This is a genomic window from Leisingera aquaemixtae (genome assembly GCF_006740765.1).
Classification (GTDB): Bacteria; Pseudomonadota; Alphaproteobacteria; order Rhodobacterales; family Rhodobacteraceae; genus Leisingera; species Leisingera aquaemixtae.
The window spans coordinates 2,184,128-2,210,341 of the sequence record NZ_CP041159.1 but is presented as its reverse complement, the minus strand read 5'-3'; the positions used below and the strand labels follow the sequence as shown (position 1 = coordinate 2,210,341).

General features: G+C 66.5%; 31 protein-coding genes. 15 read left to right on the top strand and 16 right to left on the bottom strand.

The annotated features are described in order from the left end of the window. Positions 1-19: 19 nt before the first annotated feature. Together R2C4_RS12510 and purE are read right to left on the bottom strand one after the other, a co-directional pair. Complete coding sequence (locus R2C4_RS12510; RefSeq protein WP_141890883.1) at positions 20-1,108, bottom strand: 5-(carboxyamino)imidazole ribonucleotide synthase; 1,089 nt, start codon at positions 1,106-1,108, stop codon at positions 20-22. After that, positions 1,101-1,589, bottom strand: a complete 489-nt coding sequence (gene purE, locus R2C4_RS12505) for a 5-(carboxyamino)imidazole ribonucleotide mutase (RefSeq protein ID WP_141890882.1) — start codon at positions 1,587-1,589, stop codon at positions 1,101-1,103. Before purE ends, R2C4_RS12510 begins: the two co-directional genes overlap by 8 nt. A gap of 281 nt (positions 1,590-1,870) precedes the next feature. On the opposite strand from purE, the gene R2C4_RS12500 reads away from it, so the two are divergent. Next, positions 1,871-2,185: a DUF1272 domain-containing protein gene (locus tag R2C4_RS12500; RefSeq protein ID WP_141890881.1), complete on the top strand. Its 315-nt coding sequence runs from the start codon at positions 1,871-1,873 to the stop codon at positions 2,183-2,185. A 39-nt stretch (positions 2,186-2,224) separates the two neighbouring features. On the opposite strand, the gene R2C4_RS12495 is transcribed toward R2C4_RS12500, so the two are convergent. Continuing rightward, positions 2,225-3,505: a uracil-xanthine permease family protein gene (locus R2C4_RS12495; RefSeq protein ID WP_141890880.1), complete on the bottom strand. Its 1,281-nt coding sequence runs from the start codon at positions 3,503-3,505 to the stop codon at positions 2,225-2,227. A 384-nt stretch (positions 3,506-3,889) separates the two neighbouring features. Then, the gene (locus R2C4_RS12490; protein WP_058286008.1) at positions 3,890-4,114 is read right to left on the bottom strand and encodes a YdcH family protein; all 225 of its coding nucleotides are present in this window, start codon (positions 4,112-4,114) and stop codon (positions 3,890-3,892) included. A 181-nt stretch (positions 4,115-4,295) separates the two neighbouring features. On the opposite strand from R2C4_RS12490, the gene R2C4_RS12485 reads away from it, so the two are divergent. The 3 genes from R2C4_RS12485 (at position 4,296) to R2C4_RS12475 (ending at position 5,940) form a co-directional block, all read left to right on the top strand. Next, positions 4,296-4,709, top strand: a complete 414-nt coding sequence (locus tag R2C4_RS12485; RefSeq protein WP_027244437.1) for an Hsp20 family protein — start codon at positions 4,296-4,298, stop codon at positions 4,707-4,709. 5 nt (positions 4,710-4,714) lie between these two features. Continuing rightward, positions 4,715-4,939, top strand: coding sequence for a DUF1150 family protein (locus R2C4_RS12480; RefSeq protein ID WP_008556561.1), 225 nt, complete (start codon positions 4,715-4,717; stop codon positions 4,937-4,939). Between the two features lie 116 nt (positions 4,940-5,055). Then, on the top strand, positions 5,056-5,940 hold the full coding sequence (locus tag R2C4_RS12475; RefSeq protein ID WP_141890879.1) for a PhzF family phenazine biosynthesis protein: 885 nt from the start codon (positions 5,056-5,058) through the stop codon (positions 5,938-5,940). Between the two features lie 15 nt (positions 5,941-5,955). On the opposite strand, the gene R2C4_RS12470 is transcribed toward R2C4_RS12475, so the two are convergent. The 5 genes from R2C4_RS12470 to trxB form a co-directional block, all read right to left on the bottom strand. Next, entirely contained in the window at positions 5,956-6,771 is an 816-nt protein-coding gene (locus R2C4_RS12470; RefSeq protein WP_141890878.1) for a glycosyltransferase family 32 protein, read from the bottom strand. A 242-nt stretch (positions 6,772-7,013) separates the two neighbouring features. Further along, positions 7,014-9,089: a bifunctional sulfate adenylyltransferase/adenylylsulfate kinase gene (locus R2C4_RS12465; RefSeq protein ID WP_058286005.1), complete on the bottom strand. Its 2,076-nt coding sequence runs from the start codon at positions 9,087-9,089 to the stop codon at positions 7,014-7,016. A gap of 234 nt (positions 9,090-9,323) precedes the next feature. Continuing rightward, positions 9,324-11,003: an adenylate/guanylate cyclase domain-containing protein gene (locus tag R2C4_RS12460; protein WP_141890877.1), complete on the bottom strand. Its 1,680-nt coding sequence runs from the start codon at positions 11,001-11,003 to the stop codon at positions 9,324-9,326. Between the two features lie 81 nt (positions 11,004-11,084). Further along, entirely contained in the window at positions 11,085-11,423 is a 339-nt protein-coding gene (locus R2C4_RS12455; protein WP_141890876.1) for a ribonuclease E inhibitor RraB, read from the bottom strand. 5 nt (positions 11,424-11,428) lie between these two features. After that, the gene (trxB, locus tag R2C4_RS12450) at positions 11,429-12,370 is read right to left on the bottom strand and encodes a thioredoxin-disulfide reductase (protein ID WP_058286002.1); all 942 of its coding nucleotides are present in this window, start codon (positions 12,368-12,370) and stop codon (positions 11,429-11,431) included. Positions 12,371-12,609: 239 nt separating this feature from the next. Here trxB and R2C4_RS12445 point away from each other — a divergent pair, with 239 nt between their 5' ends. Beyond that, positions 12,610-13,110: an Lrp/AsnC family transcriptional regulator gene (locus R2C4_RS12445; protein WP_058286001.1), complete on the top strand. Its 501-nt coding sequence runs from the start codon at positions 12,610-12,612 to the stop codon at positions 13,108-13,110. Positions 13,111-13,277: 167 nt separating this feature from the next. Beyond that, on the top strand, positions 13,278-13,712 hold the full coding sequence (locus tag R2C4_RS12440; protein ID WP_058286000.1) for a CBS domain-containing protein: 435 nt from the start codon (positions 13,278-13,280) through the stop codon (positions 13,710-13,712). A 45-nt stretch (positions 13,713-13,757) separates the two neighbouring features. On the opposite strand, the gene R2C4_RS12435 is transcribed toward R2C4_RS12440, so the two are convergent. The 5 genes from R2C4_RS12435 to lgt form a co-directional block, all read right to left on the bottom strand. Continuing rightward, positions 13,758-14,543: a Hint domain-containing protein gene (locus tag R2C4_RS12435; RefSeq protein WP_141890875.1), complete on the bottom strand. Its 786-nt coding sequence runs from the start codon at positions 14,541-14,543 to the stop codon at positions 13,758-13,760. 285 nt (positions 14,544-14,828) lie between these two features. Next, a complete protein-coding gene (locus tag R2C4_RS21475) occupies positions 14,829-14,951 on the bottom strand; it encodes a hypothetical protein (RefSeq protein ID WP_259944605.1) in 123 nt (40 codons plus the stop codon). A 286-nt stretch (positions 14,952-15,237) separates the two neighbouring features. Further along, the gene (pgeF, locus tag R2C4_RS12430; RefSeq protein WP_058285998.1) at positions 15,238-15,993 is read right to left on the bottom strand and encodes a peptidoglycan editing factor PgeF; all 756 of its coding nucleotides are present in this window, start codon (positions 15,991-15,993) and stop codon (positions 15,238-15,240) included. After that, positions 15,990-17,057, bottom strand: coding sequence for a class I SAM-dependent methyltransferase (locus tag R2C4_RS12425; RefSeq protein ID WP_141890874.1), 1,068 nt, complete (start codon positions 17,055-17,057; stop codon positions 15,990-15,992). Before R2C4_RS12425 ends, pgeF begins: the two co-directional genes overlap by 4 nt. Next, positions 17,054-17,953: a prolipoprotein diacylglyceryl transferase gene (gene lgt / locus R2C4_RS12420; RefSeq protein WP_141890873.1), complete on the bottom strand. Its 900-nt coding sequence runs from the start codon at positions 17,951-17,953 to the stop codon at positions 17,054-17,056. Before lgt ends, R2C4_RS12425 begins: the two co-directional genes overlap by 4 nt. 97 nt (positions 17,954-18,050) lie before the next feature. Here lgt and R2C4_RS12415 point away from each other — a divergent pair, with 97 nt between their 5' ends. From R2C4_RS12415 to R2C4_RS12385, 7 genes are all read left to right on the top strand, one after another. Next, positions 18,051-18,299 (top strand): accessory factor UbiK family protein, encoded by a 249-nt coding sequence (locus tag R2C4_RS12415; RefSeq protein WP_141890872.1) that lies wholly within the window; start codon positions 18,051-18,053, stop codon positions 18,297-18,299. Positions 18,300-18,513: 214 nt separating this feature from the next. Next, on the top strand, positions 18,514-19,065 hold the full coding sequence (locus R2C4_RS12410; protein ID WP_058285994.1) for a 2OG-Fe(II) oxygenase: 552 nt from the start codon (positions 18,514-18,516) through the stop codon (positions 19,063-19,065). A gap of 129 nt (positions 19,066-19,194) precedes the next feature. Continuing rightward, entirely contained in the window at positions 19,195-20,271 is a 1,077-nt protein-coding gene (locus R2C4_RS12405) for a DUF2652 domain-containing protein (protein ID WP_141890871.1), read from the top strand. A 295-nt stretch (positions 20,272-20,566) separates the two neighbouring features. Then, on the top strand, positions 20,567-21,067 hold the full coding sequence (locus R2C4_RS12400; RefSeq protein WP_027234835.1) for a type III secretion system chaperone family protein: 501 nt from the start codon (positions 20,567-20,569) through the stop codon (positions 21,065-21,067). A gap of 39 nt (positions 21,068-21,106) precedes the next feature. Beyond that, positions 21,107-21,922, top strand: coding sequence for a pyrroline-5-carboxylate reductase (gene proC, locus R2C4_RS12395; protein WP_141890870.1), 816 nt, complete (start codon positions 21,107-21,109; stop codon positions 21,920-21,922). Continuing rightward, positions 21,915-22,253 carry a tRNA-binding protein gene (locus tag R2C4_RS12390; protein WP_141890869.1) on the top strand — a complete coding sequence of 113 codons (339 nt, stop codon included), beginning with the start codon at positions 21,915-21,917 and terminating at the stop codon, positions 22,251-22,253. The genes proC and R2C4_RS12390 overlap by 8 nt, the downstream gene beginning before the upstream one ends. A gap of 1 nt (position 22,254) precedes the next feature. Then, positions 22,255-23,208, top strand: a complete 954-nt coding sequence (locus tag R2C4_RS12385; RefSeq protein ID WP_141890868.1) for a 2-hydroxyacid dehydrogenase — start codon at positions 22,255-22,257, stop codon at positions 23,206-23,208. Positions 23,209-23,217: 9 nt separating this feature from the next. Here R2C4_RS12385 and R2C4_RS12380 read toward each other — a convergent pair whose 3' ends face one another. Both R2C4_RS12380 and R2C4_RS12375 read right to left on the bottom strand, forming a co-directional pair. Next, entirely contained in the window at positions 23,218-23,475 is a 258-nt protein-coding gene (locus R2C4_RS12380; RefSeq protein WP_141890867.1) for a hypothetical protein, read from the bottom strand. A 75-nt stretch (positions 23,476-23,550) separates the two neighbouring features. Further along, positions 23,551-24,132, bottom strand: coding sequence for a thymidine kinase (locus R2C4_RS12375; RefSeq protein ID WP_141890866.1), 582 nt, complete (start codon positions 24,130-24,132; stop codon positions 23,551-23,553). A gap of 381 nt (positions 24,133-24,513) precedes the next feature. Here R2C4_RS12375 and R2C4_RS12370 point away from each other — a divergent pair, with 381 nt between their 5' ends. Both R2C4_RS12370 and arsH read left to right on the top strand, forming a co-directional pair. Further along, a complete protein-coding gene (locus R2C4_RS12370) occupies positions 24,514-24,978 on the top strand; it encodes a hypothetical protein (protein WP_027244425.1) in 465 nt (154 codons plus the stop codon). Then, the gene (gene arsH, locus R2C4_RS12365) at positions 24,971-25,699 is read left to right on the top strand and encodes an arsenical resistance protein ArsH (protein ID WP_141890865.1); all 729 of its coding nucleotides are present in this window, start codon (positions 24,971-24,973) and stop codon (positions 25,697-25,699) included. Before R2C4_RS12370 ends, arsH begins: the two co-directional genes overlap by 8 nt. The last annotated feature ends 515 nt before the right edge of the window (positions 25,700-26,214 follow it).

Below are 26,214 nucleotides of genomic sequence, written 5' to 3'. Positions count from 1 at the left end.
AATTTCCTGACGCGAGGCCTTACCCCTGCGCCCTAACCACCCGGTTCACATGGCCCATCTTGCGGCCCGGCTTGGCCTCCGCCTTGCCATAGAGGTGGAGGGCGCAATCGGCTTCTTTTGCCAGTTCGGGCAAGCGCTCCACGTCATCGCCGATCAGGTTTTCCATCACCACGTCCGAGTGGCGCTGGCCATCGCCGAGCGGCCATCCCGCAACCGCGCGGATGTGCTGTTCGAACTGGTCGACGGTGCAGCCGTTCTGGGTCCAGTGGCCGGAGTTGTGGACGCGGGGGGCGATCTCGTTGACGATCAGGCCTTGGGGCGTGACGAAGAGTTCGACGCCGAGGACGCCGACATAGTCCAGCGCGTTCAGGATCTTGCCGGCCATCAGCACCGCGTCCATGCGCTGGGATGTGCTGAGCTTTGCGGGCACGGTGGTGGTGTGCAGGATGCCGTCGCGGTGGACGTTTTCGCCGGGGTCAAAACAGGCGATCTCGCCGCTCACGCCGCGGGCGGCGATGACCGAAACCTCGTGGGTGAAGGTCACGAACCCTTCGAGGATCGAGGGCGCGCCGGCCATGGAAGCGAGCGCTTCGTTTGCGTCTTCAGGCGATTTGATGCGGGCCTGGCCCTTGCCGTCATAGCCGAAGCGGCGGGTTTTCAGGATCGAGGGCGTGCCGGTCTGCGCCAAAGCGGCGTCGAGGCTGGCCTGATCGGTGATGTCCGCGAAGGGCGCGGTTTTGAGGCCCAGATCCTGCAGGAAGCTCTTTTCGGTCAGCCGGTCCTGGCTGATCCGCAGCGCCTCACGGCCCGGGCGGATCGGCTTTTGCGATTCCAGGAGGTCCAGCGCGGAGGTCGGGATGTTCTCGAACTCATAGGTGATCACGTCGACGGACGCGGCGAAGGCGGCCAGCGCCTCTGCGTCCTCGTAGCCTGCGGTGGTCACGCGGTCGGCGACATGGCCTGCGGGCGGGTTGGCGCCCGGTTCAAAGATATGGGTCTTGAAGCCGAGGCGGGAGGCCGCGACCGAGAGCATCCGGCCCAGCTGGCCGCCGCCGAGGATGCCGATTGTGGCGCCCGGCTGCAGTGCCTGTGCAAGCACGTCAGTCATCGGACGGCTCCTCGGGGATCGAGGCAGAGAGCGCCGCGCGCCAGTCGTCCAGGCGCTGGGCGAGGTCCGCGTCCTGCAGCGCCAGGATGCCCGCGGCCATCAGGCCTGCGTTGGCGGCCCCGGCAGCACCGATTGCCATGGTCGCGACCGGGAAGCCCTTGGGCATCTGGACGATGGAATAGAGCGAGTCGACGCCGGAAAGGGCGCGGGTCTGGACCGGCACGCCGACCACCGGCACGCGGGTCTTGGAGGCGACCATGCCGGGCAGATGGGCGGCGCCGCCCGCACCTGCGATGATCACCTGCAAGCCGCGGTCCGCCGCGGATTTGCCGTAGCTCCACAGCCGGTCCGGGGTGCGGTGGGCGGAGACGATCTTGGCCTCATAGGCAACGCCCAGTTCATCGAGGATATTCGCGGCTTCCTTCATGGTGGGCCAGTCGGATTGGCTGCCCATGATGATGCCCACTTTGATGTCACCCATGGCTGGTGGCTCCTGTCGCGGCTTGTGGAGCGCGCACTATAGGGAATGTTGGGTTTTGCGCAATCCGGCTTGGCCGGGAAAGCAGGGGGATTTGCCCTGTTTTGCGCCGCTGGCCGCTATGCCGCAGGGCGGCAGGCTCCCGCCCGCGCGGGACGCAGGCAAGCTGCACCGCCTTGCGGTTGGGCGTGGCGCCGCGCGTTGCGCGGCGCGGGTGGCTTGAACAGAGGATTGCAAGGGGGCAGTAACCGGGGCAGGGTGGGGGCAGGATCAGGGAGGATAGGATGCTGGAGCTGCGCCCTAATTGCGAGCTGTGCGGCAAGGATCTGCCGCCGGATGCGGCGGAAGCGCGGATCTGCAGCTATGAATGCACCTATTGCGCGGATTGTGCTGAGGCGGTTCTGCACAATGTCTGCCCCACCTGCGGCGGCGGCTTTGCGCCGCGGCCCATCCGGCCGAAACGCGCCTGGCGGGAGGAGCTGAAGCTGGGGCTGGGGAACCATCCGGCGTCAGAGAAGCGGGTGCATTCGAAGTTCAGCCGCGAGGACATTGCCGCGCATGTGGAGCGCATCCGGCACCTGGCGCCGGAGGAGCGGTGAGGGGAGCCGCCTTTGCGGCGGCTCCTCAGCGTTGCGGGATTACCGCTGTTTCGGCAGGATCAGGTTCAGCGCGAGGCCGGCCACGCCGGACAGGCCGATGCCTGCGAGGGTGAAGCCTTCGCCGAATTCCAGGGTCAACCCGCCCAGGCCGATGATCAGCACGGTGGAGATGATCACCATATTGCGCGCCTCCGACAGCGCCTCGCCCAGTTTGGCCAGAACTGACAGGCCGACCACGGTGACCATGCCAAAGAGCAGGATCATGATGCCGCCCATCACCGGCATCGGAATCGCCGCCAGCGCACCGGACAGCTTGCCAACGAAGGACAGCGCAATCGCGAAGATCGCCGCCCAGGTCATGATCGCCGGGTTGAAGGCACGGGTCAGGGTCACGGCGCCGGTCACCTCGGAATAGGTGGTGTTGGGCGGCCCGCCCAGCAGGCCCGCGGCGGCGGTGGCAAGGCCGTCGCCCAGCATGGTGTTCTGGATGCCGGGCTTCTCCATATAGTCGCGCTTGGTCACGTTGGAGATCGCCAGGATGTCGCCGAAGTGTTCGATCGCGGGCGCGATGGCGACCGGCAGGATGAACAGGATGGCGGCCAGGTTGAACTCGGGCGCGACGAAGGCCGGGACCTTGAACCAGGGGGCGGCGGCGATGGCGGCGGTGCTGATCAGCGGGTCGCCGGTGACGGCGCCCAGGATCAGCGCGGCACTGCAGCCTGCGGCGACGCCGGCCAGGATCGGCACGATGCGCATGATGCCGCGGGCGAGGATGGCGGTCAGCATGGTGGTGCCCAGCGAGATACCGGCCAGCAAGAGCGCGGTGCTGCGCGGCATCACCTGGGTGTCGCCTGCCAGGCCGGTGGCCATATTGACCGCAACCGGCGCCAGCGACAGGCCGATCACCATGATGACGGGGCCGACCACGACGGGCGGCAGCAGCCGGTGCAGAAAACCGGTGCCAAAGGCGCGGATGGCAAAGCTGAGCGCCACATACAGCAGGCCCGCCGCCGCCAGCCCGCCGGTGGTGGCGGCCATGCCCCAGGTCTGCACGCCGTAGATCACCGGCGCGATGAAGGCGAAGGACGATGCCAGGAACACCGGCACCTGGCCGCGGGTGACGACCTGGAAGATCAGGGTGCCAAGCCCGGCGGTGAACAGTGCCACGCTGGGGTCCAGCCCGGTGAGCAGCGGCACCAGCACCAGCGCGCCGAAGGCGACAAACAGCATCTGCGCCCCGGCCAGCGCCTGCCTTGGTGTGAAGTTGTAATCGGCGTCCTGCAGATCGGACGCCGGGATCTGTTCCCTCGCAGCGGTCATGGATTAACTCGTCTTGTTGTTCAGAGGCTTGCGTCCGGAGGCCGCTTTGCACGGCCGCCGGAAACAATCGCGCTGCTCCTAACCGGTTCCGGCCGGTTTGACCATCCGCCGCAGCCGGTAATCGGGCCAGGCAGGCGGGCCAGGCAGGCGGGCCAGGCAGGCGGGCCAGGCGGGCAGGACGAGCGGGCGGCGGCCCTGCGGGAGCGCAGCGCGCCGGCAGGCGCGCTGCCGCGCCCAACGCCTGGCTGGGCAGCTGCGCTGCACCGCCAGGGGGCGGGAGGGCTTGGGTTCTGAAAAAAAGCGCTGCGTTCTGCAGCCGGGGCCCGGGCGGCTTTGGCGCCGGGCAACAGGCGCTGATGCGCTGCCGGTCCTGCCGGCGCGGCGTCAGGCGATAATGTCCGGGGTCAGCCGGTCTTCGATCAAGGCGATCTTGTCCTTGAGGATAAGCTTTTGCTTCTTCAGACGGCGGATGGTCAGCTGGTCGGCGGTGCCGCGCTCTTCCAGCGCGGAGATCGCTTCGTCCAGATCGCGGTGCTGTCTGCGGAAAACCTCCAGCTCAACCCTGAGGACCTCATCCGTCTTCATCGACACATCTGTGGGTGCGTTCATGGGCGACTCAGTAAAGCTGATGAATGAAGTGAGGCTGAAGATACTTCCTTAACCGCTTTTCCGCTAGACCTATGAGCACATGCTCTTGTGAATCCAGCAGGAACTTCCCATATTCTTCTGGAAGCGGCTGCCGTGACCGGGGCCGCAAGCATCCGTCGCTTTGGCAAAAAGGACGAACAACGTGTCGAAACTTACCTTGGGCTCTTACCCGCATATGCTGGGGTTCGAGCAGCTGGAACGCCTCCTGGAACGCTCGGCCAAATCGGGCAACGAAGGCTATCCTCCATATAATATCGAACAGACCTCTGACTTTTCCTACCGCATCACCCTGGCCGTGGCCGGTTTCGCCGAGGAGGATCTGGCGATCACCGTCGAGGACCGCCAGCTGGTGATCCGCGGCCGCCAGCGCGACGACAGCGAAGGGCGGGTGTTTCTGCACCGCGGCATCGCGGCGCGCCAGTTTCAGCGCATGTTCGTGCTGGCCGATGGCGTCGAAGTGGGCGAGGCGGTGATGGAAAACGGGCTGCTGCATGTGGACCTGACCCGGTCGCGGCCCGAAACCGTGGTTCAGACGATCAACATCAAGAAGGGGTAAGAGCAATGCATACACCGTTTGACTTCAAGGATGCCGGCAGCCGGACCGTCTATGTGAAGGCGGTTGCGGTGGCAGATCTTCCCAAAGAGGTGCAGGCCAGCGCGGGCGGGCGTGAACAGCTTTATGCGGTGCACGACGCCGAGGGCGGCCAGCTGGCGCTGGTGGCCGACCGCAGCCTGGCCTTTGTGCTGGCGCGCCAGAACGACATGACGCCGGTGCCGGTCCACTAGGGCCAGCACACGGAAAGGTGCAGGGCCGGCGGATTGACATCCCGCGGCGGGCTTTGATGATGCGAAAGGCGGGCCGCAGCCCGCCTTTTTTGTTGCCTTAAAGCCGGGAGATGCAGATGGCGCGCTATGATTTCGACTGGGTGGATGCGTTCTCAGGCCGGGCATTCGGGGGCAACGGCTGTGCGGTGGTGCATGGCGGCGCGCCTCTGCCGGAGGCGGTCTGCACCGCCTACGTGCGGGAGACCTCGCTGGTGGAATGCACATTCACCGGCCCGTCTGAGGCGGCGGATGTGAAGGTGCGCTATTTCCTGGCCAGCCGCGAGATCCCCTTTGCCGGCCATCCGACCATCGCCACGGTGGCGGCGATGCGGGACCGCGGGCTGATCGAGGGCGATAGCATCACGCTGGAAACCGGGGCGGGGATCGTGCCGGTGCGGCTGGACGGGGACCTGATCGAAATGACGCAGGTGGCGCCGCAGTTCGGCCCCTTTGCCGATCCGGCACTGGTGGCGGCGGCGGTGAGCTTGCCGGTGGAGGCCATCGCAGGGCGGCCGCAGAAAGTCTCAACCGGGCTGCCGTTCTGTATCACTGTCCTGCGCGACCGGGCGGCGCTGGAGGCGGCGCAGCTGGACCTGGAGGCGCTGGCCGCCTTGGGCAAATCGCTGGGCGCCGATGGCATCGACATGATGGAGCCGTTCCTGGTGGCGCTGGAGGGCGCGACGGCGGCGGGGGACACCTTCTCGCGCCTTTTGATGGCGCCGCCCAGCCCGCCGGAGGACCCGTTCACTGGGTCCGCCACCGGGGCGATGGCGTCTTATCTGTGGCACCACGGGCTGATGCAGAAGGCGGAGTTCGTGGCAGAACAGGGACACGGGCTGGGCCGCCCCGGCCAGGCGCGGGTGTCCCGGGTTGGCCCTGCGGAGGCGATCGAGGGCGTCAGGGTTGCGGGCGAGGGGTTTGTGCTGATGCGCGGCACGGTGGATCTGCCCGCGGCGCTGTGACCGCGGGCGGCGGCCTCAGGCGGGTTCCGCGGCGGCCAGACCGTAGGCGCGCAGGGTCACATCAAACGCGCTGCCGCTGCGGGGCGGCTGGGTGGAGGGGCCTTTTTGATGCACGTGCAGGCCGATGATGTCGGGCTGGCCAAGCAGCGCCTGGGTGTGCGCCGGGTCATAGAAATCGCAGCTGGCGCCCGGCAGGTAATACATTGATTTCATCGGCTTGGCCTCCCCGAAGCGGTTCTGCCGCTTGAGGATGCGCACCATCGCCTCGTTGCCATAGACGGTCATGCCGAGATCGGTTGCGCGGAATTTCCGGCCAAGCGCGCGCAGCAGCGCGGGTTTGACCACCCGCCGTTTGAAGCCGAGCCAGTCCGGCCACAGCTCGGGATGGTCAAGCACCTTGAGGAAGTCGCAGACAAAGGGGTCATCGGGCGGGAAATACAGCGCCGAGCAGCCCACCGTCGCCGCGCCGTCGAAGGCGAACCAGGCCCGGTCCGGGTCCGGCTGGAAGTCCTGGAACAGGATGACATCGGTATCCAGCCAGACACCAAGGCCCTGTTTCTGAAGCACGATCCGGAAGATGTCGGAATAGCTGAGCCGCTCCTGCCGCGGGCTGTAGCGGGTGCGGATCAGGGGCTTCAGGCGCTCCAGCGTGTCCAGCGGCAGGATCTCTCCGGCCGGTTTCAGGCTGACACCGGGCGGCACGCCGCGGGGCGGGCAGGCGGGGTCAGTGACATAGAGGTCGACGCCGCAGGTGTGGCGCTGCCAGGACATGACCGCCAGCTGCGTCAGCAGCGGCAGCTCTTCACCGATCCAAAGAGAAACGACACGCACCTGAAATCCGCCTGTAATGCTGTATTTTTGCGGCATGATTAGCGGTTTTCCGCCGATCCGGGAAGCGTTCCGGGGCAGGGACCTGCGCATCAGGGGCCGACCGTTGCCTTTTTGACCAAAGCGCCGGCGGGGAGGCGGGGGCTGCCGGAGCGGTGCGGCGGCTGCCACTGCCCGCATTCGGCCAATCGGAAAACGGCCCGCCAATTGGCGGGCCGCTCTGCGGTCTTGTGCTGCTGTCAGGCTCAGGCCTTGATCAGCCCCATGCTTTCCAGCTTCAAGAGCACCTGGTGGGCGCAGTTGTCGACGTCGACGTTCTCGGTCTCGACCACCAGCTCGGCGTTCTGCGGCACGTCGTAGGGGTCGGAGATGCCGGTGAACTCCTTGATCTTGCCTTCGCGGGCCAGTTTATACAGACCCTTGCGGTCGCGGCGCTCGCATTCCTCGATCGAGGTGGCGACGTGCACTTCGACAAAGGCGCCGAACTGCTCCACGTCCTCGCGCACGGCGCGGCGGGTGGTGGCATAGGGCGCGATCGGGGCGCAGATGGCGATGCCGCCGTTCTTGGTGATCTCAGACGCCACATAGCCGATGCGGCGGATGTTGAGGTCGCGGTGCTCTTTCGAGAAGCCCAGCTCGGAGCTGAGGTTTTTCCGCACGATGTCGCCATCGAGCAGGGTCACCGGGCGGCCGCCCATTTCCATCAGCTTGACCATCAGCGCGTTGGCGATGGTGGATTTGCCGGAGCCGGAGAAGCCGGTGAAGAACACGGTGAAGCCCTGCTTGGAGCGCGGCGGCTTGGTCTTGCGCAGCTCGGACACCACTTCCGGGAAGGAGAACCATTCCGGGATCTCCAGGCCCTCGGCCAGGCGGCGGCGCAGTTCGGTGCCGGAGATGTTCAGGATGGTGACGTTGTCGCGGTCTTCGATCTCGTCGTTCGGCTCGTACTGGGCGCGCTCCTGCACATAGACCATGTGCTTGAAGTCCACCATTTCGATGCCCATTTCGCCCTGGAACTCGCGGAACAGCTCCTGCGCGTCATAGGGGCCGTAGAAGTCCTCGCCGGCAGAGTTCTTGCCGGGGCCTGCGTGGTCGCGGCCGACGATGAAATGGGTGCAGCCGTGGTTCTTGCGGATCAGGCCGTGCCAGACCGCCTCGCGCGGGCCTGCCATACGCATCGCCAGGTTCAAGAGCGACATGGAGGTGGTGGCGGCCGGGTATTTGTCCAGCACCGCCTCGTAGCAGCGCACGCGGGTGAAGTGGTCAACGTCGCCCGGCTTGGTCATGCCGACCACCGGGTGGATCAGCAGGTTGGCCTGGGCTTCGCGCGCGGCGCGGAAGGTCAGCTCCTGGTGGGCGCGGTGCAGCGGGTTGCGGGTCTGGAAGGCAACAACCTTGTTCCAGCCCAGCTTGCGGAAGTAGGCGCGCAGCTCGTTCGGGGTGTCGCGGCGGCCGCGGAAGTCATAGTGGACGGGCTGCTGGATGCCGGTCACGGGGCCGCCCAGGTAGACCTTGCCCGCGGTGTTGTGCAGGTAGTTCACTGCCGGGTGGGCGTCGTCATCGGCGCCGAACACCTTCTCCGCCTCGCGCGCCTTGTTCGGCACCCAGTTGTCGGTCACGGTCATGGTGGCGAGGATCACGCCTTCCTGGTCGCGCAGGGCAATGTCCTGGCCCGCTTCGAGCTTGGCGGCGAAGTCTTCGGAGACGTCCAGGGTGATCGGCATCGGCCACAGGGTGCCGTCGGCCAGGCGCATGTTTTCGATGACGCCGTCATAGTCAGCCTGAGACAGGAACCCCTTCAGCGGGTTGAAGCCGCCGTTCATCAAGAGCTCCAGGTCGCAGATCTGGCGCGGGGTCAGATCCCAGCTGACCAGATCGGCCGCTTCGACCTTCAGTTTCTGGGCGCTTTCGTAGGAGACATAAAGCTCAGGAATGGGAGCCAGGTTGCTTTGCATCGGGTTGGTCCTGTGTTTGAGAGGGGGGAGGCCGCTAGCGGAGCCGGTGAGTTCCGCATGCAGCGCGTTGTAGTCTGCGAGCTTGCGGGCGAGGAATTGATCGGTGAGCCGCACTTTCTCTGCCGCGCCGCGGGTGGTCAGCGAATAGGCAAACCGCTGCCGCTTGTCGGGGCCGGGGCGGGCGCTGACGGTGACCAGGCCGCCCTCTGCCGCTGACCGCAGCAAGGTGTTGAGCCGGCCCAGCGAAATCCCCAGCGCCGCGGCGGTGGTCCGCTGCGAGGCATCCGGCGCCGCATCGAGCTGGCGCAGGAGGCGAAAGAGCAGGTCTTGCTCGTCCGGGGTGGATGTGGTCAGGGTCTCAGGCACGGCGCAGCGGGTCCAGGGCGGGGGTCAAAGTGTGTTCACGCGTGAACGCATTGCATGGATTGGCCGGGAATCAAAGGGGGAATTGCCTCGGATTGGCGATTTTCTGCCGCGTTGCCGTGCTGCAACGCATCCGGGTGCGCGGCAGAAAGTTCTCCTAAGGCGTGTTATGCGGGCGGGATCGTCCGGGTCCGGCGCCGGGGCGGAAACGGGTGTTCGCGGGGCCGCGGGCGGGGCTTAACCCTGTTCTTTGGCCAGCAGCCGCGGCAGCGCGGCGGCCTGTTCCACCGCCAGCGCCGCCAGCGGCCGGGAGACGCCCCTGAGCTGGAACTCCTGCAGCGCGAAACGGTGCAGGGGGTAGCCCGCCGCCTCCAGCACCCGGGCGGACACCAGCAGTTCGATTCCCAGATCCTTGGTCTTGGCCTCCAGCCGGCTGGCGGTGTTGACGCTGCCGCCGATGATGGTGCGCGGGGCGTGGCCGGCGCTGCCGATCTCGCCCAGCACCAGCTGGCCCAGATGAATGCCGATGCCGATGCGGATCTGCGGCTCGCCGTCCGCTGCCAGCCGGGCGTTGAAGTCCTGCAGCGCGGTGCCGATGGCGGCGGCGGCGTCCAGTGCGGCCTCGGCGGAGCGGGCGGGGGTGGCGGCCTCGAACAGCGCCAGCAGGCCGTCGCCCAGGTATTTGTCCACCGTGCCGCCGGCCCTGGTGACGGCGGGGACGATGGCGTCGAAGAAGCGGTTCAGCAGGAACACCACGTCATAGGGCAGCTGGCCGGCGGTGCGGGCGGTAAACCCGCGCATGTCGAGGAACAGCACCGCCAGCTGCTGTTCGCTGCCCTGGCTGGCATGGGCGCGGGTCTTGCGGCCGTCGGGGCGGAACATGCGGGTGACGGTCAGCGGCGCCTCGGGGCGGATCTGGCAGGCCAGACGCATATTGGCGGGCGCCTTGACGCGGGCCAGGCTGCGCGCCTCGGGCGGGGCGGGCGGCGGCAGGGTGTCGCCGCCTTCCTCCACCACCACCCGGCAGGTGGTGCAGCGGCCCTTGCCGCCGCACAGGGAGGTGTGCTGGACGCCGCCCGCCTGCGACATCTGCAGCAGGGTGAGGCCGCGCTCGGCGCGGATTTCCGGGCCGAAGGCATAGCGGATGCGCACCGCGCGGCGCCGCCGCAGCAGCCGGTTCAGCACATGCGCCGCCGCCGCCAGCCCCAAGAGCAGCAGGAACGCCGTGAACCAGCGGCTGTCGGTCAGGAGCAGCTCGGCAAAAACCTCGCGGCTGGGCCAGTTGAAGTCCTCCATCAGCGCCGGGCGCTGGCTGCCCTCCGCGAACAGGCCGTGGATGCGGCGGCCTTCGGTCAGGAAGCCGGCCAGGGCAAAGCCGGGGATCAGCACCGCCAGCCCGGCCATCCACGGGATCAGCCGCCGCCACCAGCGGGTCAGCCGCAGCCAGTAATGCAGGCCGATGCAGCCGTGGATCCACACCGCCAGCAGCAGCGCGCTTTGCTGCCAGGCCTCGGGCGAGGCCCACATCAGCACGATCACATAGGCCATCTCGTCGTTGACGCCGTAGATTTCATGCGAATAGCGGGTGTAGGCCAGATGGCTGAGCAGCTGCAGCGGGATCAGAAACCCGAGCAGCATTTGCAGCGCCGCCGCCGGGCGCATCCGCAGGGTGCGGCGGCGGGCCAGGCTCCACAGCGCCAGCCCGGCATGCAGGATCAGCGCGGTATAGAGGATGAGACCGCCCAGGACGCTGCGGGTGATCAGCTGGCGGACGTCCTGAAACGCCTCCATCCAGTCTGGCGACAGCAAGCCCAGGCCGATGTTGAGGAAGTGGAAGAAGGCATAGGTGAACAGCACCAGCCCGGTGATGATCCGGGTGCGGGTGATCCAGTTGCCCTGCCAGAGCGCGCTTGCCACGCCGGTCCTCCTGTCCTGCGGTCCGCTGAGGGCAGACTGCGGGGACGGGGGCCTGGGGTCAATGCCGGGGGTGGCGGGCGCTCAGCCCTCCAGGCCCCAGCCGTCGGGGGCAAAGCCGTGGGAGAGGGCGGCTCGGGTGGCGACTTCCTCGCCGATCCAGATGCCGGTGGCGGAGATGATCTGATCCGGCAGGGTGGCGGCCAGATACGGGCTGCCGCCTTCGGCGTCTTTTCCGCTGACCCAGTTGCAGCCGTAGCCCTCGCGGCTCAGGTCATCGGCCAGCTTGCGCCAGTCGGCGCCGTCGCGGGCGGGGACGAAGAAGTAATCCACGTCCGCCGCCTCCGGCAGGCCGTGTTCGGCCTGCATGTCGTTGAATGCCGCAACGGTTCCGGCCCGTTGCGCGGCGAAATCATGCGGCATCCCGGTTATTCCTGCTCAGCCAGGAAGCGTTCGGCGTCGAGTGCCGCCATGCAGCCCATGCCGGCCGAGGTGACCGCCTGACGGTACTTGTGGTCGGTGAGGTCGCCGGCGGCATAGATGCCGGGGATAGAGGTCTCGGTGGTGCCGGGCTTCACCTTGACGTAGCCGCCGTTGTGCAGCTCCAGCACGTCCTTGACCAGCTCGTTCGCGGGGGCGTGGCCGATGGCGACAAAGACGCCCTTGCAGGGGATTTCCTTCACTTCGCCGGTCTGCACGTTCTTGACCACGACGCCCTCGACCCCCAGCGGGTTGTCGGTGCCGACGACCTCCTCCAGGGTGTGGAACCACAGGGTTTCGATCTTGTCGTTCTTCATCAGGCGGTCCTGCAGGATCTTCTCGGCGCGCAGCTCGTCGCGGCGGTGGATCAGCGTGACCTTGGAGGCGAAGTTGGTCAGGAACAGCGCTTCCTCGACAGCGGTGTTGCCGCCGCCGATCACCACGATCTCCTGGCCGCGGTAGAAGAAGCCGTCGCAGGTGGCGCAGGCGGAGACGCCGAAGCCCTTGAATTTCTCCTCGGACGGCAGGCCCAGCCATTTGGCGCGGGCGCCGGTTGCCAGGATCACAGCGTCAGCGGTGTAGGTGGTGCCGCTGTCGCCCTTGGCAACAAACGGGCGGGCGGAGGTGTCGAGCGAGGTGATGATGTCGCCGATGATCTCGGTGCCCATCGCCTTGGCGTGCTCCTGCATCCGCACCATCAGGTCGGGGCCCTGCACCTCGGTGTCGCCGGGCCAGTTCTCCACCTCGGTGGTGGTGGTCAGCTGGCCGCCGGGCTCGATGCCCTGGACCAGGATCGGCTCCAGCATGGCGCGGGAGGCATAGACCCCCGCGGTATAGCCGGCAGGCCCGGAGCCGATGATCAGAACCTTGGTGTGGCGCGTCTCGCTCATGTTCGTCCCTTACGTAAGCAGCATGGCGGGCTTGCCGCCGTCAGGAAATGCATATAGCGGCAGGACCCGCTGGCTTAAACCCCCCCAGCCGTGCCGGGGTGCCTGGCGCTGGTGCCGCTGCCGCCCCGGATTGCCGCTTGCACCTTCGGAGTGCAAAGAATATTGCGCGGCGATGAAACATTATTGCGCAGCCCGGCGGCGGTGCTATAAGAAACGCAAAGTTCACAGGAGTTTCCCGCATGGTCACAACCCGTCTAGATCCGATTGATCGCAAGATTTTGTCGGAGCTTCAGGCCGATGGGCGGATGACCAACGTGGAGCTGGCCAAGCGGGTCGGCATCTCGGCACCGCCCTGTCTGCGCCGGGTGCGGGCGCTGGAGGAGGCCGGGCTGATTCACGGCTATCATGCAGATGTGAACGCCCGCGAGCTAGGCTTCGAGGTGCAGGTCTTTGCCATGGTCGGGCTGGAGAGCCAGGCCGAAGTGGAGCTGAGCGCCTTTGAAGAGAAGTGCCGCAGCTGGCCCCTGGTGCGCGAGTGCCACATGCTGAACGGCGAGGTGGATTTCATCCTGAAATGCGTGTCGCCGGATCTGAGCACCTTTCAAAGCTTCCTGACCGGCGAGCTGCTGACCACGCCGAATGTGGCCAGCGTCAAGACCTCGCTGGTGATCCGCGGCGCCAAGGATGAGCCGGGCGTGCCGTTTGAGGTGCTGGAGGAGCGGCTGGCCCGCGAGGCCTGAGCCGGAGCCGCCCGGCGCGTGCCGGCGGCGGCCCTTTTGCGGGGCGGTGCCGGGGCCACTTGATCCAAGTCATTGACGCGAGGGGGAAACCCCGGATGCTGGTAAGGCGGGGCATGCCGGTTGATCGGTTTGACCCGGTCGTTGTTCCGCCGACTGGAGGTGTAACGATGGCAACTGTTCAGCAAATTCTCGATGCGAAGGGCGGCACCCTGCACACGCTTCCGACGGAGGCCATGGTGGTCGACGCCTTGAAGCTGATGGCGGAGGAGGACGTGGGCTCCGTGCTGGTGATGTCCGGCGGCAAGCTGGCCGGGATTTTCACCGAGCGGCACTATACCCGCAAGGTGTTTCTGGCGGGCAAGACCTCTCCGACGACGCCGCTTGCCGATGTGATGGCGACGGATTTCTATGGCGTCGAGCCGGGGCAGAGCGCCGAGGCCTGCATGGCGGTGATGGTGGAAAAGCATGTCCGCCATCTGCCGGTGCTGAAGGACGGCGAGCTGGCGGGGATCGTCTCGATCGGCGACCTGATGAAAAGCATCATTGACGAAGAGCAGTTCAATGCCAGCCAGCTGGTGCGCTATGTGCGCGGCATGAACTGACCCGCAGCCCCTGTGCCGGCGGCGGACAGGCCGCCGGCAGGGAGATCACAGCAGCGGGCCGCCGGCGCTGCCGCCCTGGCCGTCGGCGCGGGGATAGGCCAGCGGGCCAAAGTCCCTGACGCTGTCGGCGTGGGAGAACATGTTCAAAAACAGCGTCTTGATGGCATAGCTGGCGAGCTTCAGCGCGTCCGGGCCGGGGTGATAGGTTTCAAACTCCAGCCCGCCGGCATTGATCACCGCATGGCGCGGCAGGCACAGGTGGTACATGTCCACCGGCGTCGGCGGCGCGGTTTCAAAGATGCTCATCCCGTCCTGAAACGCGGCCGCGGGAGTCAGCAGCGGGCCTTTGCCGCTGCCCTGCAGGTGCGGCGGCGTGCGCAGCAGCCGGGCGGCAGGGCCGGCCACCAGGCTGGCGGACGGTTTTTGCAGGCCCAGGCTGTCGGCCATGAAGCTGGTGAGCCGGTGGCTGCGGCCGCGGCTGCCGGGCCGGGCCGGCAGCAGGCTGGTACGGCCGATCCACACCAGCGGCTGGCTGCCGCCGCCGCTGGTCAGGATTTCATCGCCGGGCAGCAGATCCTCGACCGCGACCGGGCCGCTGGCGGTTTCCACCAGCGAGCCGCGGGAGAACGCGCAGAAGGCGTCCTCGAACAGCGGCAGCGCCGGGGCGATGTGGCGGGTTTCCGAGATGGCGCCGCCGGGCAGCAGGCTGCTGACCTCGTAGCGGCGCAATTGCGGCTTGTTGGCGGCGCGCAGAACCGCCGGGTCCTGCAGGATAGAGGTGGCTTCGACGGCATTGGCTGCAGCCCGCTGCAGCGAGTAGGGGATGGTCATAACCGGACCTTTCCTTTCAAACTGCCCGTTTGCATCGGCCCCCACCGGCAACACAGACGCGCTTGAACGATATGTGTGACTGAGTGTGGAGGGATTCAATTCGAATTGTCAAAAAATCTGAAGTGAACTGGTTAACGGCCGGGCGGGGCGGAGACGGGGCGATTCGGCGGAGGGCGCATCACGCCTGTCCCGGGGTTTGCCCGGCGGGCTGGGTGCCCCGGCGGCGGACTTGGGCTGGCGCGGCTGCGCCAGTCCGGTCCGCCGCCAGGGCACCCGTCCCCGGCGTTAAACCAGTTTCCGCTTGGACGCCTGGCGGTCAGGCTGGCGTGCGGCGGCCCAGGGCAGGTCCGCGGTCCCGCTCTTGGCGGCGCGGATGATGGAAGCAATGAAACGCTTGTTCATTTTCATGGTCTGTCTGTCCTTCGCCCGGCAGCACCGGCCCTCTGCGGGACGGCAGCTGGTTATTTTTGTGATCTCTTTATGGGTAATCATTGCGCCGCAATTAAGGCCTGCGCGGGGCAATTTTGCCGCCGCCGGGCCCGCGCCAGGGACAGGAGGGCGGGGCGGGTATACGGGGCAGGCAGCTGAATTCGTTCAGAAAATTCCGCCGGGCAGGGGAGGGTGGCGCAGCGGGCGGCGGCAAATGCGGCAAAATTTCAGAAAATCCGCCGCAATCTGCAGGGTTAACGCGCTGTTAAAGCCGGATGCAGGAGATCAGGCGGCCGTAGTCGGCCTCTTTCGCGTGGGTCGCCCGCCGGTAGGAGAAGAATTTCTCCGGATCCGAATAGGTGCAGTGGCGGGTCCATTCCGCGGCGCCGGCGCCGGCCTCGCGCAGTTTGTGCAGGCCGAGGCCCGGCAGGTCGAACAGGTAGCGGCCGCCCTCGCCGCTGGCAAAGAAGCGGGCGTAGCGCTCGTCCTGCATCATGAAGTCCTCAAAGAACTCCGGCCCCACTTCATAGGCGCGCTGAGAGATCGTCGGGCCGATCACAGCAGCGGTGTTTTCGCGCCGCGCGCCAAGGCCCTCCATGGCTTCCAGGGTGGCTTCCAGCACCCCGTCCAGGGTGCCGCGCCAGCCCGCATGAGCGGCGCCGATGACGCCCGCTTCGGGGTCGGAAAACAGCACCGGCTGGCAGTCGGCGGTCAGGATCGACAGCGCCAGCCCCGGCACGTTGGTGACCATCGCATCGGCCTGCGGGCGGTCCTGCGAAGGTTCGGTGATGACGGCGACATCGGCGCTGTGGACCTGGTGCACCGCGCTCAAATTCTCCGGCGGCACCTCCATCGCGGCGGCCACCCGGGTGCGGTTGATCCGCACCGCCTCGCGCTGGTCGGTGGAGCCGAGGCCGCAGTTCAGGCCGTGGTAGATGCCCGAGGACGCACCGCCCCTGCGGGTGAAAAACCCGTGCCGCACCGGGCCAAGCAGATCGGACGTCAGAATTTCAAGCGTCATATGTTCAATCCCGGCGGTGGGGCGGCCTGTGAGGGGTAGAGGCCGAGGACTTTGAACAGGTTTCCCATTTCCTCCGGGTGCGTCAACCGCCGATGTGCGGCGATCAGGGTTTCCAGACCGTCGCCCTGCAGCGGCGCTGCCAGGGCGCGGGCGCGGTCGGTGATGCCGAGCCGTTCGAGGAATACCCCTTGGGGCGTAAGGCGGGTGAAGGCGCAACCTGCGGTTTTTGCGGCCATTGCCAGCGCCTCGAAATCCACATGGGCCGTCAGATCGGCCTCTCCCGGCGTTTGCAGCGGATCGGCGGGTTCATGCGCCCGCAGGGCCTGCAAAGTGTCCCCCAGCGCCCGCCAGTCGCCGTAATCCACGATCAGCGCGGCGCCGCCATGGGCAGCGATTCGGGCGGCGATGCACTGGGTAACGGGGGCGGCGGGCTCGCACAGCTCAACCAGATCGCCGTCGCGGGTGTCTGCCAGCCTGTGCGCCAGCGCGGGCTGCGCCGCCGCCGGGGTCAGGCCGAAGCAAAGCGCGCCGTCCTTGAGGCCGATGCGCCTTTCGCTCCAGCCATCCCCTGCGCGCAGGAACTGGCGGACGGGCAGGGCGTCGAAGAACTCATTTGCCACCAGGAACAGCGGCTGGTCGGGCAGGGCGTTCGCCGTGTCCAGCCATTCAGGCGCGTAGCTCTCCAGCGTTTTGGCCTGCACGCTGCGCAGGGCGGGGGACGCCTCGACCAGATGGATCTGCATCGCGGCGTGGAAGCCGGGCACGGCGCGGGTGGCGCGCAGGAGGTCGGCCATCAGGGTGCCGCGTCCCGGGCCAAGTTCTGCCAGGGTGAAAGGTGCCGGCGATCCCTGATCCAGCCAGGCCTGCGCCAGGGCGAGGCCCAGCAGCTCGCCGAACATCTGGCTGATTTCCGGCGCGGTGGTGAAATCGCCCTGCGCGCCCAGCGGGTCGCGGGTGGTGTAATAGCCGTACTGCGGGTGCAGCAGGCAGTCGGCCATGTACTCCGCGACGGACATCGGGCCATCCGCCAGGATGCGGGCAGCAAGGTGATCCATCAGGCTCATGCCGGGCTCCGGGCGGCGTGGCGGGCGCGGATCAGGAAGTAGAGGCCGATCGCGATCATCGGCAGCGACAGCGCCTGTCCCTGTGTCAGCCCGATGCCGTCGATGTGCCAGGCCAGCCCCAGCGGGTTGCCGGGGGTGACGAACTGGGCATCCGGCTGGCGGACGAATTCGACCAGGAAGCGGGCGAGGCCATAGCCCGCCAGGAACACCCCCAAGAGGCGGCCCGGGGTGTGGAAGGCCCCCCGCCGCCAGGCGAGGTACAGCAGCACCGCGCCAAGGATCAGCCCCTCCATCAGCGCCTCATAGAGCTGCGAGGGATGGCGGGCGCAGAGCTCTCCCAGCGCCTGGCCGCAGTCCTGTGCGGCGGGGCCGGGAAAGGCGACACCCCAGGGCAGCTCCGTCGGGCGGCCCCACAGCTCGGCGTTGACGAAGTTGGCCAGCCGCCCCAGGAGCAGCCCCGGCGGCACCGTGTGCGCGACCAGATCGGAGATCTGCAGTTTCGGGATATTGTGGCGCGCGGCAAAGATCAGGGTGGCCACCACCACGCCGATCAGCCCGCCGTGAAAGGCCATGCCGCCCTGCCAGATCTTCAGGATCTCGGCGGGGTTCGCCAGGTAATAGGCCGGCTGGTAGAACAGCACAAACCCCAGGCGCCCGCCCAGGATCACGCCGAGGATGATCCAGGTCAGCAGGTCCTCGACCTGCTCGGGGCGCATCGGCGGCTGGCTGGCGGGCCATAAGCCGGGGCGGCGCAGCGCGGCCACCGCCAGGCGCCAGGCAATGACGATGCCGGCGATATAGGCCAGCGCGTACCAGCGCAGGGCAAATTCGAAGCTGCCGATGGCGATTGAGAAAATCTCGGGCGAAAGGTCGGGGAATTGGATCAAGGCCTGCATGTGCGACTGAATGCCTTTGCGGGTTATGGGAAGTCAACGGCTTGCCGCCGCGGCTTTGCTTGCCCATATAGGGGACAACCTTGAGACGGAGAAGAACATGCAGACCCGCAACAAGATCCTGGACGATATTTCGCAGCTGATGACCAATGCGATGGGCGTGGCCCAGGGCGCCAAGGACGAAGCCGAGACCGCGATGAAAAGCATGATCGACCGCTGGCTGGCCGACCGTGACTTTGTCACCCGCGAGGAATTCGACGCGGTGCGCGCAATGGCCCAGAAGGCGCGCGAGGAAAACGAGGCGCTGAAGGCGCGGCTGGACGCGCTGGAGGCAAAAGGAAAGGCCTGAGCCTTTCCGGCGCGGGCCGGCGGCCCGCGGGCGCAGGCGCCGCGATGATGACAGGCCCGCCGCAGCGGCTGCTGCGGCGGGCTTTGCTTTGCGTTCTGTGCATGGCTGGCGTGCAAATTTTCGCGTCGCTTTCCGCCCGCCGGGTCGAAAACCGTCCAGCGCCGGCGGTGCGGTCCGGTACATGCTGCCTGTGCTGCTTGAAAAGGAGTGTGGCATGGTTGCGGTCTATTCGGTGCCCAGTGCGTTCAGCACGCAGGAGTGCGCGGAGATTTTGCGGAAGGTGGAGGCGGAGCCGGACAGCGAGGCGCGGCTGGTGGGCCAGACCCGCGATCACAACCTGCGCCGGGCCAGCGTGGTGTGGCTGGACGATGTGCCGGGCACCGGCTGGGTGATGGAACGGCTGATCACCCTGGTGCGGCGGGCCAACCGGGAGCAGTTCAACTTTGACCTGCGCGAGTTTGCCGAAAGCCCGCAGGCTGCCAGCTACAAGGACCGGGACAACGGCCATTTCACCTGGCATTCCGACATCGGCGACGGGCCGGTGGCGGGCAAGCGCAAGCTGACGCTGGTGGTGCAGCTGAGCAAGCCGGGATCCTATGACGGCGGCGATCTGGAGATCATGCCGGGCGCCCATGTGGTCACCGCCAGCCGGGTGCTGGGCAGCGCCACGGTGTTTCCGAGCTTTCTGCTGCATCAGGTGACGCCGGTCACCCGCGGCACGCGCCGGTCGCTGACCGTCTGGGCGCACGGGCCCGCCTTCCGCTGAGCCTTCGGCCGGCCTGTTCCGCGCGCTTTGGCGCGCGGGGGCATTCATGCGCAAACTGCGGTGTGTTCTGCTATACTGAACCCGCGCCGCCGTGCGGCGCGCGGGTGTGTTTGGCGGGGGACAGGTACGATGACGGCACAAAGCGGCTATCTGCTGATTGCGGATATTTCCGGGTACACGCAGTTTCTGACGTCCTCGGAGCTGGACCACGCCAACCCGATCCTGCAGTCGCTGCTGCAGGCGGTGGCGGAGCAGGTCGGCGAGCCGCTGCACTTCTGGAAGCTGGAGGGCGACGCGGTGCTGGCCTATTCGACCCGGGCCGAGCTGGTCTCCGGCGATCTGCTGCTGACGTTTTGCGAGAACCTCTATAACGCCTTTGCCGCCCGGCGGCAGGATATCGTGGCCAATACCACATGCCCCTGCCGCGCCTGCGCCAATGCGGGCGGGCTGGATCTGAAGGTGATTGTCCATTACGGCACCTTTGAGGAAATGCAGGTGGGGCCTGTCAGGGACCTGTCCGGCGCCGATGTGATCCTGGTCCACCGGATGACAAAGACGGCGGCCGCGGCGGAAACCGGCGTGCGCAGCTATGCGCTGTTCAGCGATGCGGCGGTGCAGGCAATGCAGCTGCAGGCGGCGATGGCGCCTTATTCCCAGGCGATCGAGCATTTCGGCGATGTCTCCATGCAGGTCTATGACTTGGCCCGTGCCTGGGAGCACTTCCGCGCCGGGCAGGAGCGGGATTTCCTAGAGGAGGCCGATGCGGTCTGGACCTACCGGCGCCGGTTCGACGCAGCGCCGCAACTGGTCTGGGAAGCACTGACCGCGCCGGAGTTCAAGCTGCGGTGGATGGACAGCGTCAGCGCCATTGACATGGATAACCCGCAGGGCCGCCTGGGGCCGGGATCGGTCTACCACTGTGCCCATTCGCTGGCGGAGTTTGTCTACAGGATCACGGACTGGCAGCCCTTCGACTATTTCTCAACCCGGATCAAGGACCCGGCACGGGAGGGCGTTGAGCTGCCCGAGACCTACCACCTGACGCCGGACGGGGACGGGACCGCGCTGCGCTATACGCTTGGCCGGGCCTATGACCGCGCGGGCAACCGCTCGGAGGCCTCTGAGCAGGAGGCCGCCGGGTTCCTGTCGGAATTCTGGCCGGTCTCCTTTGACGCGATGGATCCGCAGGTGTCGCGCCGACCCTGAACCGACAATTCGCAAGGTGCAAAACTGGGCACAAAATACAGGGCCCGGACGGCTGTCCGGGCTTTACCTTTGCAGCCACCCGTTACATAGTCGCGCAGCCGGCATTTAGGGGGCTGTGGATTGTTCATCCACAAGTTATTGCAGTTATCCCCTAAATAAAGGGTTGCCAGATCACCTTTTCAGCTCCACCATATCTAGTATGGGAGCGGGGATGCCTCCCCGGCCCATAGCACAAAAACCTAGCTATAGGGTGCCTATGTGCCCTGATGTGCTAGGCAAAAAGAGAGGTGGCATCATGGCACTATCCGAGCTTCACCTGGAAGAAGACATCCATCCCATCGACATCGTCGAGACCCTGGCGTCGCACCACGACTGGGACTTTGACCGGGTCGGGGACGATCAGATCGCGATGTCGGTGGAAGGGCAGTGGCGCACCTATTCGCTGACGCTGGCCTGGTCGGGCTATGAGGAATGCCTGCGGCTGGTGTGCAGCTTTGAGATGGAGCCGCCGGAGGCCGAACTGCCGCGGCTCTATGAGCTGATCAACCAGATGAACGACCAGTGCTGGGAAGGCTCCTTCACCTATTGGGCCGATCACAAGCTGATGCTGTTCCGCTATGGCCTGATGCTGTCCGGCGGCCAGATGGCCAGCCCGCAGCAGATCGACGCGATGCTGAATGCCGCGGTGGCCAATGCGGAGCGCTACTATCCGGCGATCCAGCTGGCAGTCTGGGGCAAGCGCAGCCCGCAGGAGGCGATGCAGGTCGCCATTGCAGAGGCTTACGGGCGGGCGTAAACCTTTCCCTGAACCTGAGATTTAGGGGAGGGGCTTACGATGGATATGCAGGAAATCGCTGCGCGCGGTCTGGTGCTGCTGGGCTGCGGCAAGATGGGATCGGCGATGCTGGCCGGATGGCTGGAGGGCGGATTGCCCGCTGCCTCGGTCTGGGTGATTGATCCCAACCCCTCGGACTGGCTCAAGGGAACCGGCGTCCGCCTGAATGCCGAGCTGCCCAAGGCGCCGGGCATCGTGCTGATCGCGGTGAAGCCGCAGATGATGGGCGAGGCGCTGCCGGTGCTGCAAAGCTACGGCAACGGTCAGACGCTGTTCATTTCGGTGGCGGCGGGAACCTCGATTGCGACGTATCAGGACATTCTGGGGGCGCAGACGCCGATCGTGCGGGCGATGCCCAACACGCCGGCGGCGGTGGGCCGCGGGATCACCGCGATTATCGGAAACGCCCATGCCGCGCCCAAGGATCTGGAGCGGGCCGAGGGGCTGCTGCAAGCCGTCGGGCAGACCGTGCGGCTGGAGAACGAGGGCCAGATGGACGCGGTGACCGGCGTCAGCGGCTCTGGCCCCGCATATGTGTTCCACCTGATCGAGACGCTGGCCGCGGCCGGCGAGGCGCAGGGCCTGCCAGCGGAGCTGGCCATGCAGCTGGCCAAGGCCACCGTCGCAGGCGCCGGCGCGCTGGCGGAGGCGGCAGAGGACAGCCCCGGCCAGCTGCGCATCAACGTGACCAGCCCAAATGGCACCACGCAGGCCGCGCTGGAGGTGCTGATGGATGAGCAGAACGGCTTCCCGGCCTTGCTGAAGCGCGCGGTTGCGGCGGCAACGGAGCGGTCCAGGGAGCTGTCGCGTGGCTGAAATCAACTTCGATGACTTCATGAAGGTCGACATCCGCGTCGGCGAGGTGGTCCGTGCGGAGCCGTTTCCCGAGGCCCGCAAGCCGGCAATCAAGCTGTGGGTCGATTTCGGGGGCGAAATCGGCGTAAAAAAGAGCTCAGCGCAGATTACGGCGCATTACATGCCGGAAACGCTGGTGGGCAAGCAGGTTCTGGCCGTCGTAAACTTCCCGCCGCGGCAGATCGGCAGGTTCATGTCAGAGATCCTGGTTCTGGGCCTGCCGGATGAGGATGGAGAAATTTACCTGGCGGGTCCCGACGGAAAGGTCCCGCTGGGCGGGAGGATGCATTGAGATGAAAATCTGGATTGCGCGGCCGATGACGGCCGCGGTCACGGCACGGGCGCGGGAGGCCTTTGCCGGTCTGGAGATCCGTGAAACCAACGCGGTGATGAGCGAGGCGGAGATGCTGCGCGCGCTCAAGGAGTTCGACATCGTGGTGCCGACGCTGGGCGACAAGTTCACGGCAGAGATTTTTGCCAAGGCGGGCACGCCCCGTTGCAAGCTGCTGGCCAACTTCGGGGTCGGCTACAACCATATCGACGTGGAGGCCGCGCGGGCCGCTGGTGTCGAGGTGACCAACACGCCGGGTGCGGTGACCGATGCCACCGCCGATATCGCCATGACGCTGATCCTGATGTCGGCGCGCCGCGCCTCGGAAGGCGAGCGGATGCTGCGCAAGGGCGCGTGGGAAGGCTGGCACCCGACCCAGATGCTGGGGCTGCACGCCACCGGCAAGCGGGTTGGCATCGCCGGCATGGGCCGGATCGGCCAGGCGATTGCGCGGCGCTGCCACTATGGCTTTGGCATGGATGTGTCTTATGTGGCGCGTTCACCCAAGGATCTTGATTTTCCGGCGGACCGGGCTGAGAGCCTGATGGCAATGGCGGGGCAGGTGGATTTCCTGGTGGTGGCGGTGCCGGGCGGGCCTGAGACCCGTCACCTGATCAACGCCGAGGTTTTGGGCGCAATGCAGCCCCATGCGCATCTGATCAACATTGCCCGCGGCGAAGTGGTGGAAGAGGCGGCGCTGATCGACGCGCTGCAGAACCGCCGCATCGGCGGCGCGGGCCTGGATGTCTATGAGTTCGAGCCGAAGGTGCCGCAGGCGCTGATCGATTTGGACAACGCCACCCTGCTGCCGCATCTGGGCACCGCCACCGAGGAGGTGCGCAGCAACATGGGGCATATGGCGCTGGACAACGTCGCGGCGTTCCTGGCCGGCGCGGCGCTGCCGAACCGGGTCTGACGCGGGCGGTCAGCTGTCCTTGGGATCGTCGCGGGGCATGTCGCGGCGGTGATCCCAGGCGGGGTCTTCTTTCTTGATCTTGCGGGTCAGAAAGACGCCTGCAGGCCACGCCACAACCGCGCCGATGGCGATGCAGACGGCGATCGACTGCCAGGAATAGAAGCCAAGGGTGAAGGCGGCGATGATCAGGGCGCCTGCGATGCAGGCGCCTGCCAGGCTGGCCATGTGAAAGCGCAGCTTGCCGGCGAGCGGATCCCGTGCGGTCATGACGATCTCCTGTATAAAGGGTTGCACAGGAGAAAAACGCAGGCGGGGCAGGCCGGGTTCCGAACCGGCGCGCCGCTAGCGGCTGCCGACGGCCTCGCGCCAGTGGCGGCGGCACAGCGACACATAGGTCTCATTGCCGCCGATCTGCACCTGGTCGCCTTCGGTCAGCACCTGGCCCTGACCGTCCTGGCGCACCACCATGGTGGCCTTCTTGCCGCAGTGGCAGATGGTGCGCACCTCGCGCATCTCATCCGCCAGCGCCAGAAGGGTGGCGGAGCCGGGAAACAGCTTGCCCTGGAAGTCGACCCGCAGGCCGTAAGCGAGCACCGGCACCCGCAGGTCGTCGACCACGCGGGCCAGCTGCCAGACCTGGTCCGGCTCCAGGAACTGCGCTTCGTCCACGAAAATGGCCGCCACCGGGCCGCGCGCCAGGCGCTGCTCGATGCGCAGATAGAGGTCATCGCCGGCAGAGAACATGTCGGCCTCTTCGCCGATGCCGATGCGCGAGGCGATCCGGCCCGCGCCGGCCCGGTCGTCCAGCTGCGCCGTCAGCAGGTAGGTGTCCATGCGGTTTTCGCGGTAGTTGTGCGAGGCCTGCAGCAGCACCGTCGATTTGCCCGCGTTCATGGTGGAGTAATTGAAATAGAGCTTGGCCATGGCGGCGGGTTTAACCGCACCGGGACGCCGGGAAAACCGGATTCGTGCAGGTAACCGCGCGGCAGCGGCAGGCGCGCATCAGCAGAGGATGGCCTCCCGGGGCTGGCATGGCCGGGGAGGAACAAAACCCCGTAAAAGCAGCCATCGCCAAATTGCCCCGGAAGGCGCAAGTTCCGGGCAGACCAATTACCCTGGTTGCAGGACGTCACTCACCCATCCTGCCTTGCACTGGACAACAGATGCCAATTGCACCATGCCACTCGCTAAATCCCTGAAAACCTGAGGGATGGATAAGGTATCGCAATTGATCTACAACTCAGAAATGGGAAATTAACCGGTTCGTTCCCCATGGGGGCGGCGGGCAAGCCAGGTAGGATGTATATGGCTGAAATCGGGACGTATCTGAAGAAGCACACCGAAGCGCTGGTCAAGGATGTCGGTATCGAAGCGGCCTGCCAGATCACCGGCAAGTCAAAGGCGACGCTGGGGCGGTATTACTCTGACAACGCCGAACACGCGGACCGGTTCATGCCGGTGGATGCGGTGGCCAAGCTGGAAGGCGCGGCGTCTTATCCGCATGTGACGTCGGCGCTGGCGGACCTGAAGAACATCACGCTGTCCTATAACGGCAACGGCAGCGCCGGGGAAACCGGCCGCAGCGGCGGGGTCAACGCGGATGTGATCGCGCTGAGCCAGCGGTTTGCCCAGCTGATGAGCGAATACCAGGCGGCGATCGAGGACGGCATCATCACCGTGAATGAGGCCAAGCGGCTGCTGCGGGAAACCGTGCTGCTGCAACAGGTTCTGCTGGATATGAAACTGCACCTGGAAGAAGAGAGTGCCTGACACCTTGGATCTGAGCGGCCTGCCTGCCGTCGCGGAGGGGCAGCTGCATCCGATTGACGTGGACGCGCTGGCCGCGCCCGGCGACCCGCGCCACCCGCCGCGCATCCTGCTGCTTTACGGCTCCCTGCGCGAGGTGAGCTATTCCCGCAAGGCGGCGGAGGAGGCGGCGCGGGTGCTGCAGGCCCTGGGCTGCGAGACGCGGATTTTCGACCCCTCCGGCCTGCCGCTGCCCGACGATGCGGGCGCGGCGGAGCATCCCAAGGTGGCGGAGCTGCGCGCGCTGGCGGTCTGGTCCGAGGGCATGGTCTGGTCCAGCCCGGAGCGCCACGGCGCGATGACCGGCATCATGAAGCTGCAGATCGACTGGCTGCCGCTGTCCTTGCAGGGCGGCATCCGCACCACGCAAGGCAAGACGCTGGCGGTGATGCAAGTGTCGGGCGGCTCGCAAAGCTTCAATGCGGTCAACCAGATGCGCATCCTGGGCCGCTGGATGCGGATGGTGACGATCCCCAACCAAAGCTCGATCCCAAAGGCGTGGCTGGAGTTCGAAGAGGGCGAGCGCCTGCCCGACGGCCCGTTCTACCGCCGTCTGGTGGATGTGATGGAGGAGCTGGTGAAGTTCACCTGGCTGGTGCGGGGGCGCAAGGACTATCTTGTCGACCGCTACTCCGAACGGGTGGAAAGCGCTGAGGACGTGCATAAGCGGGTGTCGCAGAAATAACCGGGCGGTCCGGCCTGTATAGATACGGCCCTCATGATCCGGCCCGCGTTAGGATGCCCCGGCAATTCTGCCGGGGCTTTTTCATGTCTCAGATCAGCGGGATCAGCGGCACATCGCAGGCGGACAGAAACAGCAGGGCGGTGACAAGCAGGGGGAGCCGCATAGAGGGGTCCTTTGGTGTAGTTGAGGTTGCCGCAACCTTGCCCTGCAGCTGCAACCGCGGCAAGTGCCGCTGCCCGTGCCCGGCGGGATTGCGCGCGCATCTGCACGGCTTGGCGGCGCAGCCCGCCGTTAAAGACTCAGTCCGCGCCACGGCCCGCGTTTAGCCATTTGTTAAGGCTCATTTGTGCCGCATTCGGGCCGCGAAGTTACCGCCGGGGGCGGAAACCGCGCGGAAACCGGGGAAATTGCCGCGTGATCTCCTAACGAAAACCGTAGGGTTTTTCAGTGTTTTAAGGCGAATCTTCGCAAAATCGAACGGGAGCGTTAAGAAAATAAGGGCTTCCGGGCCGGTG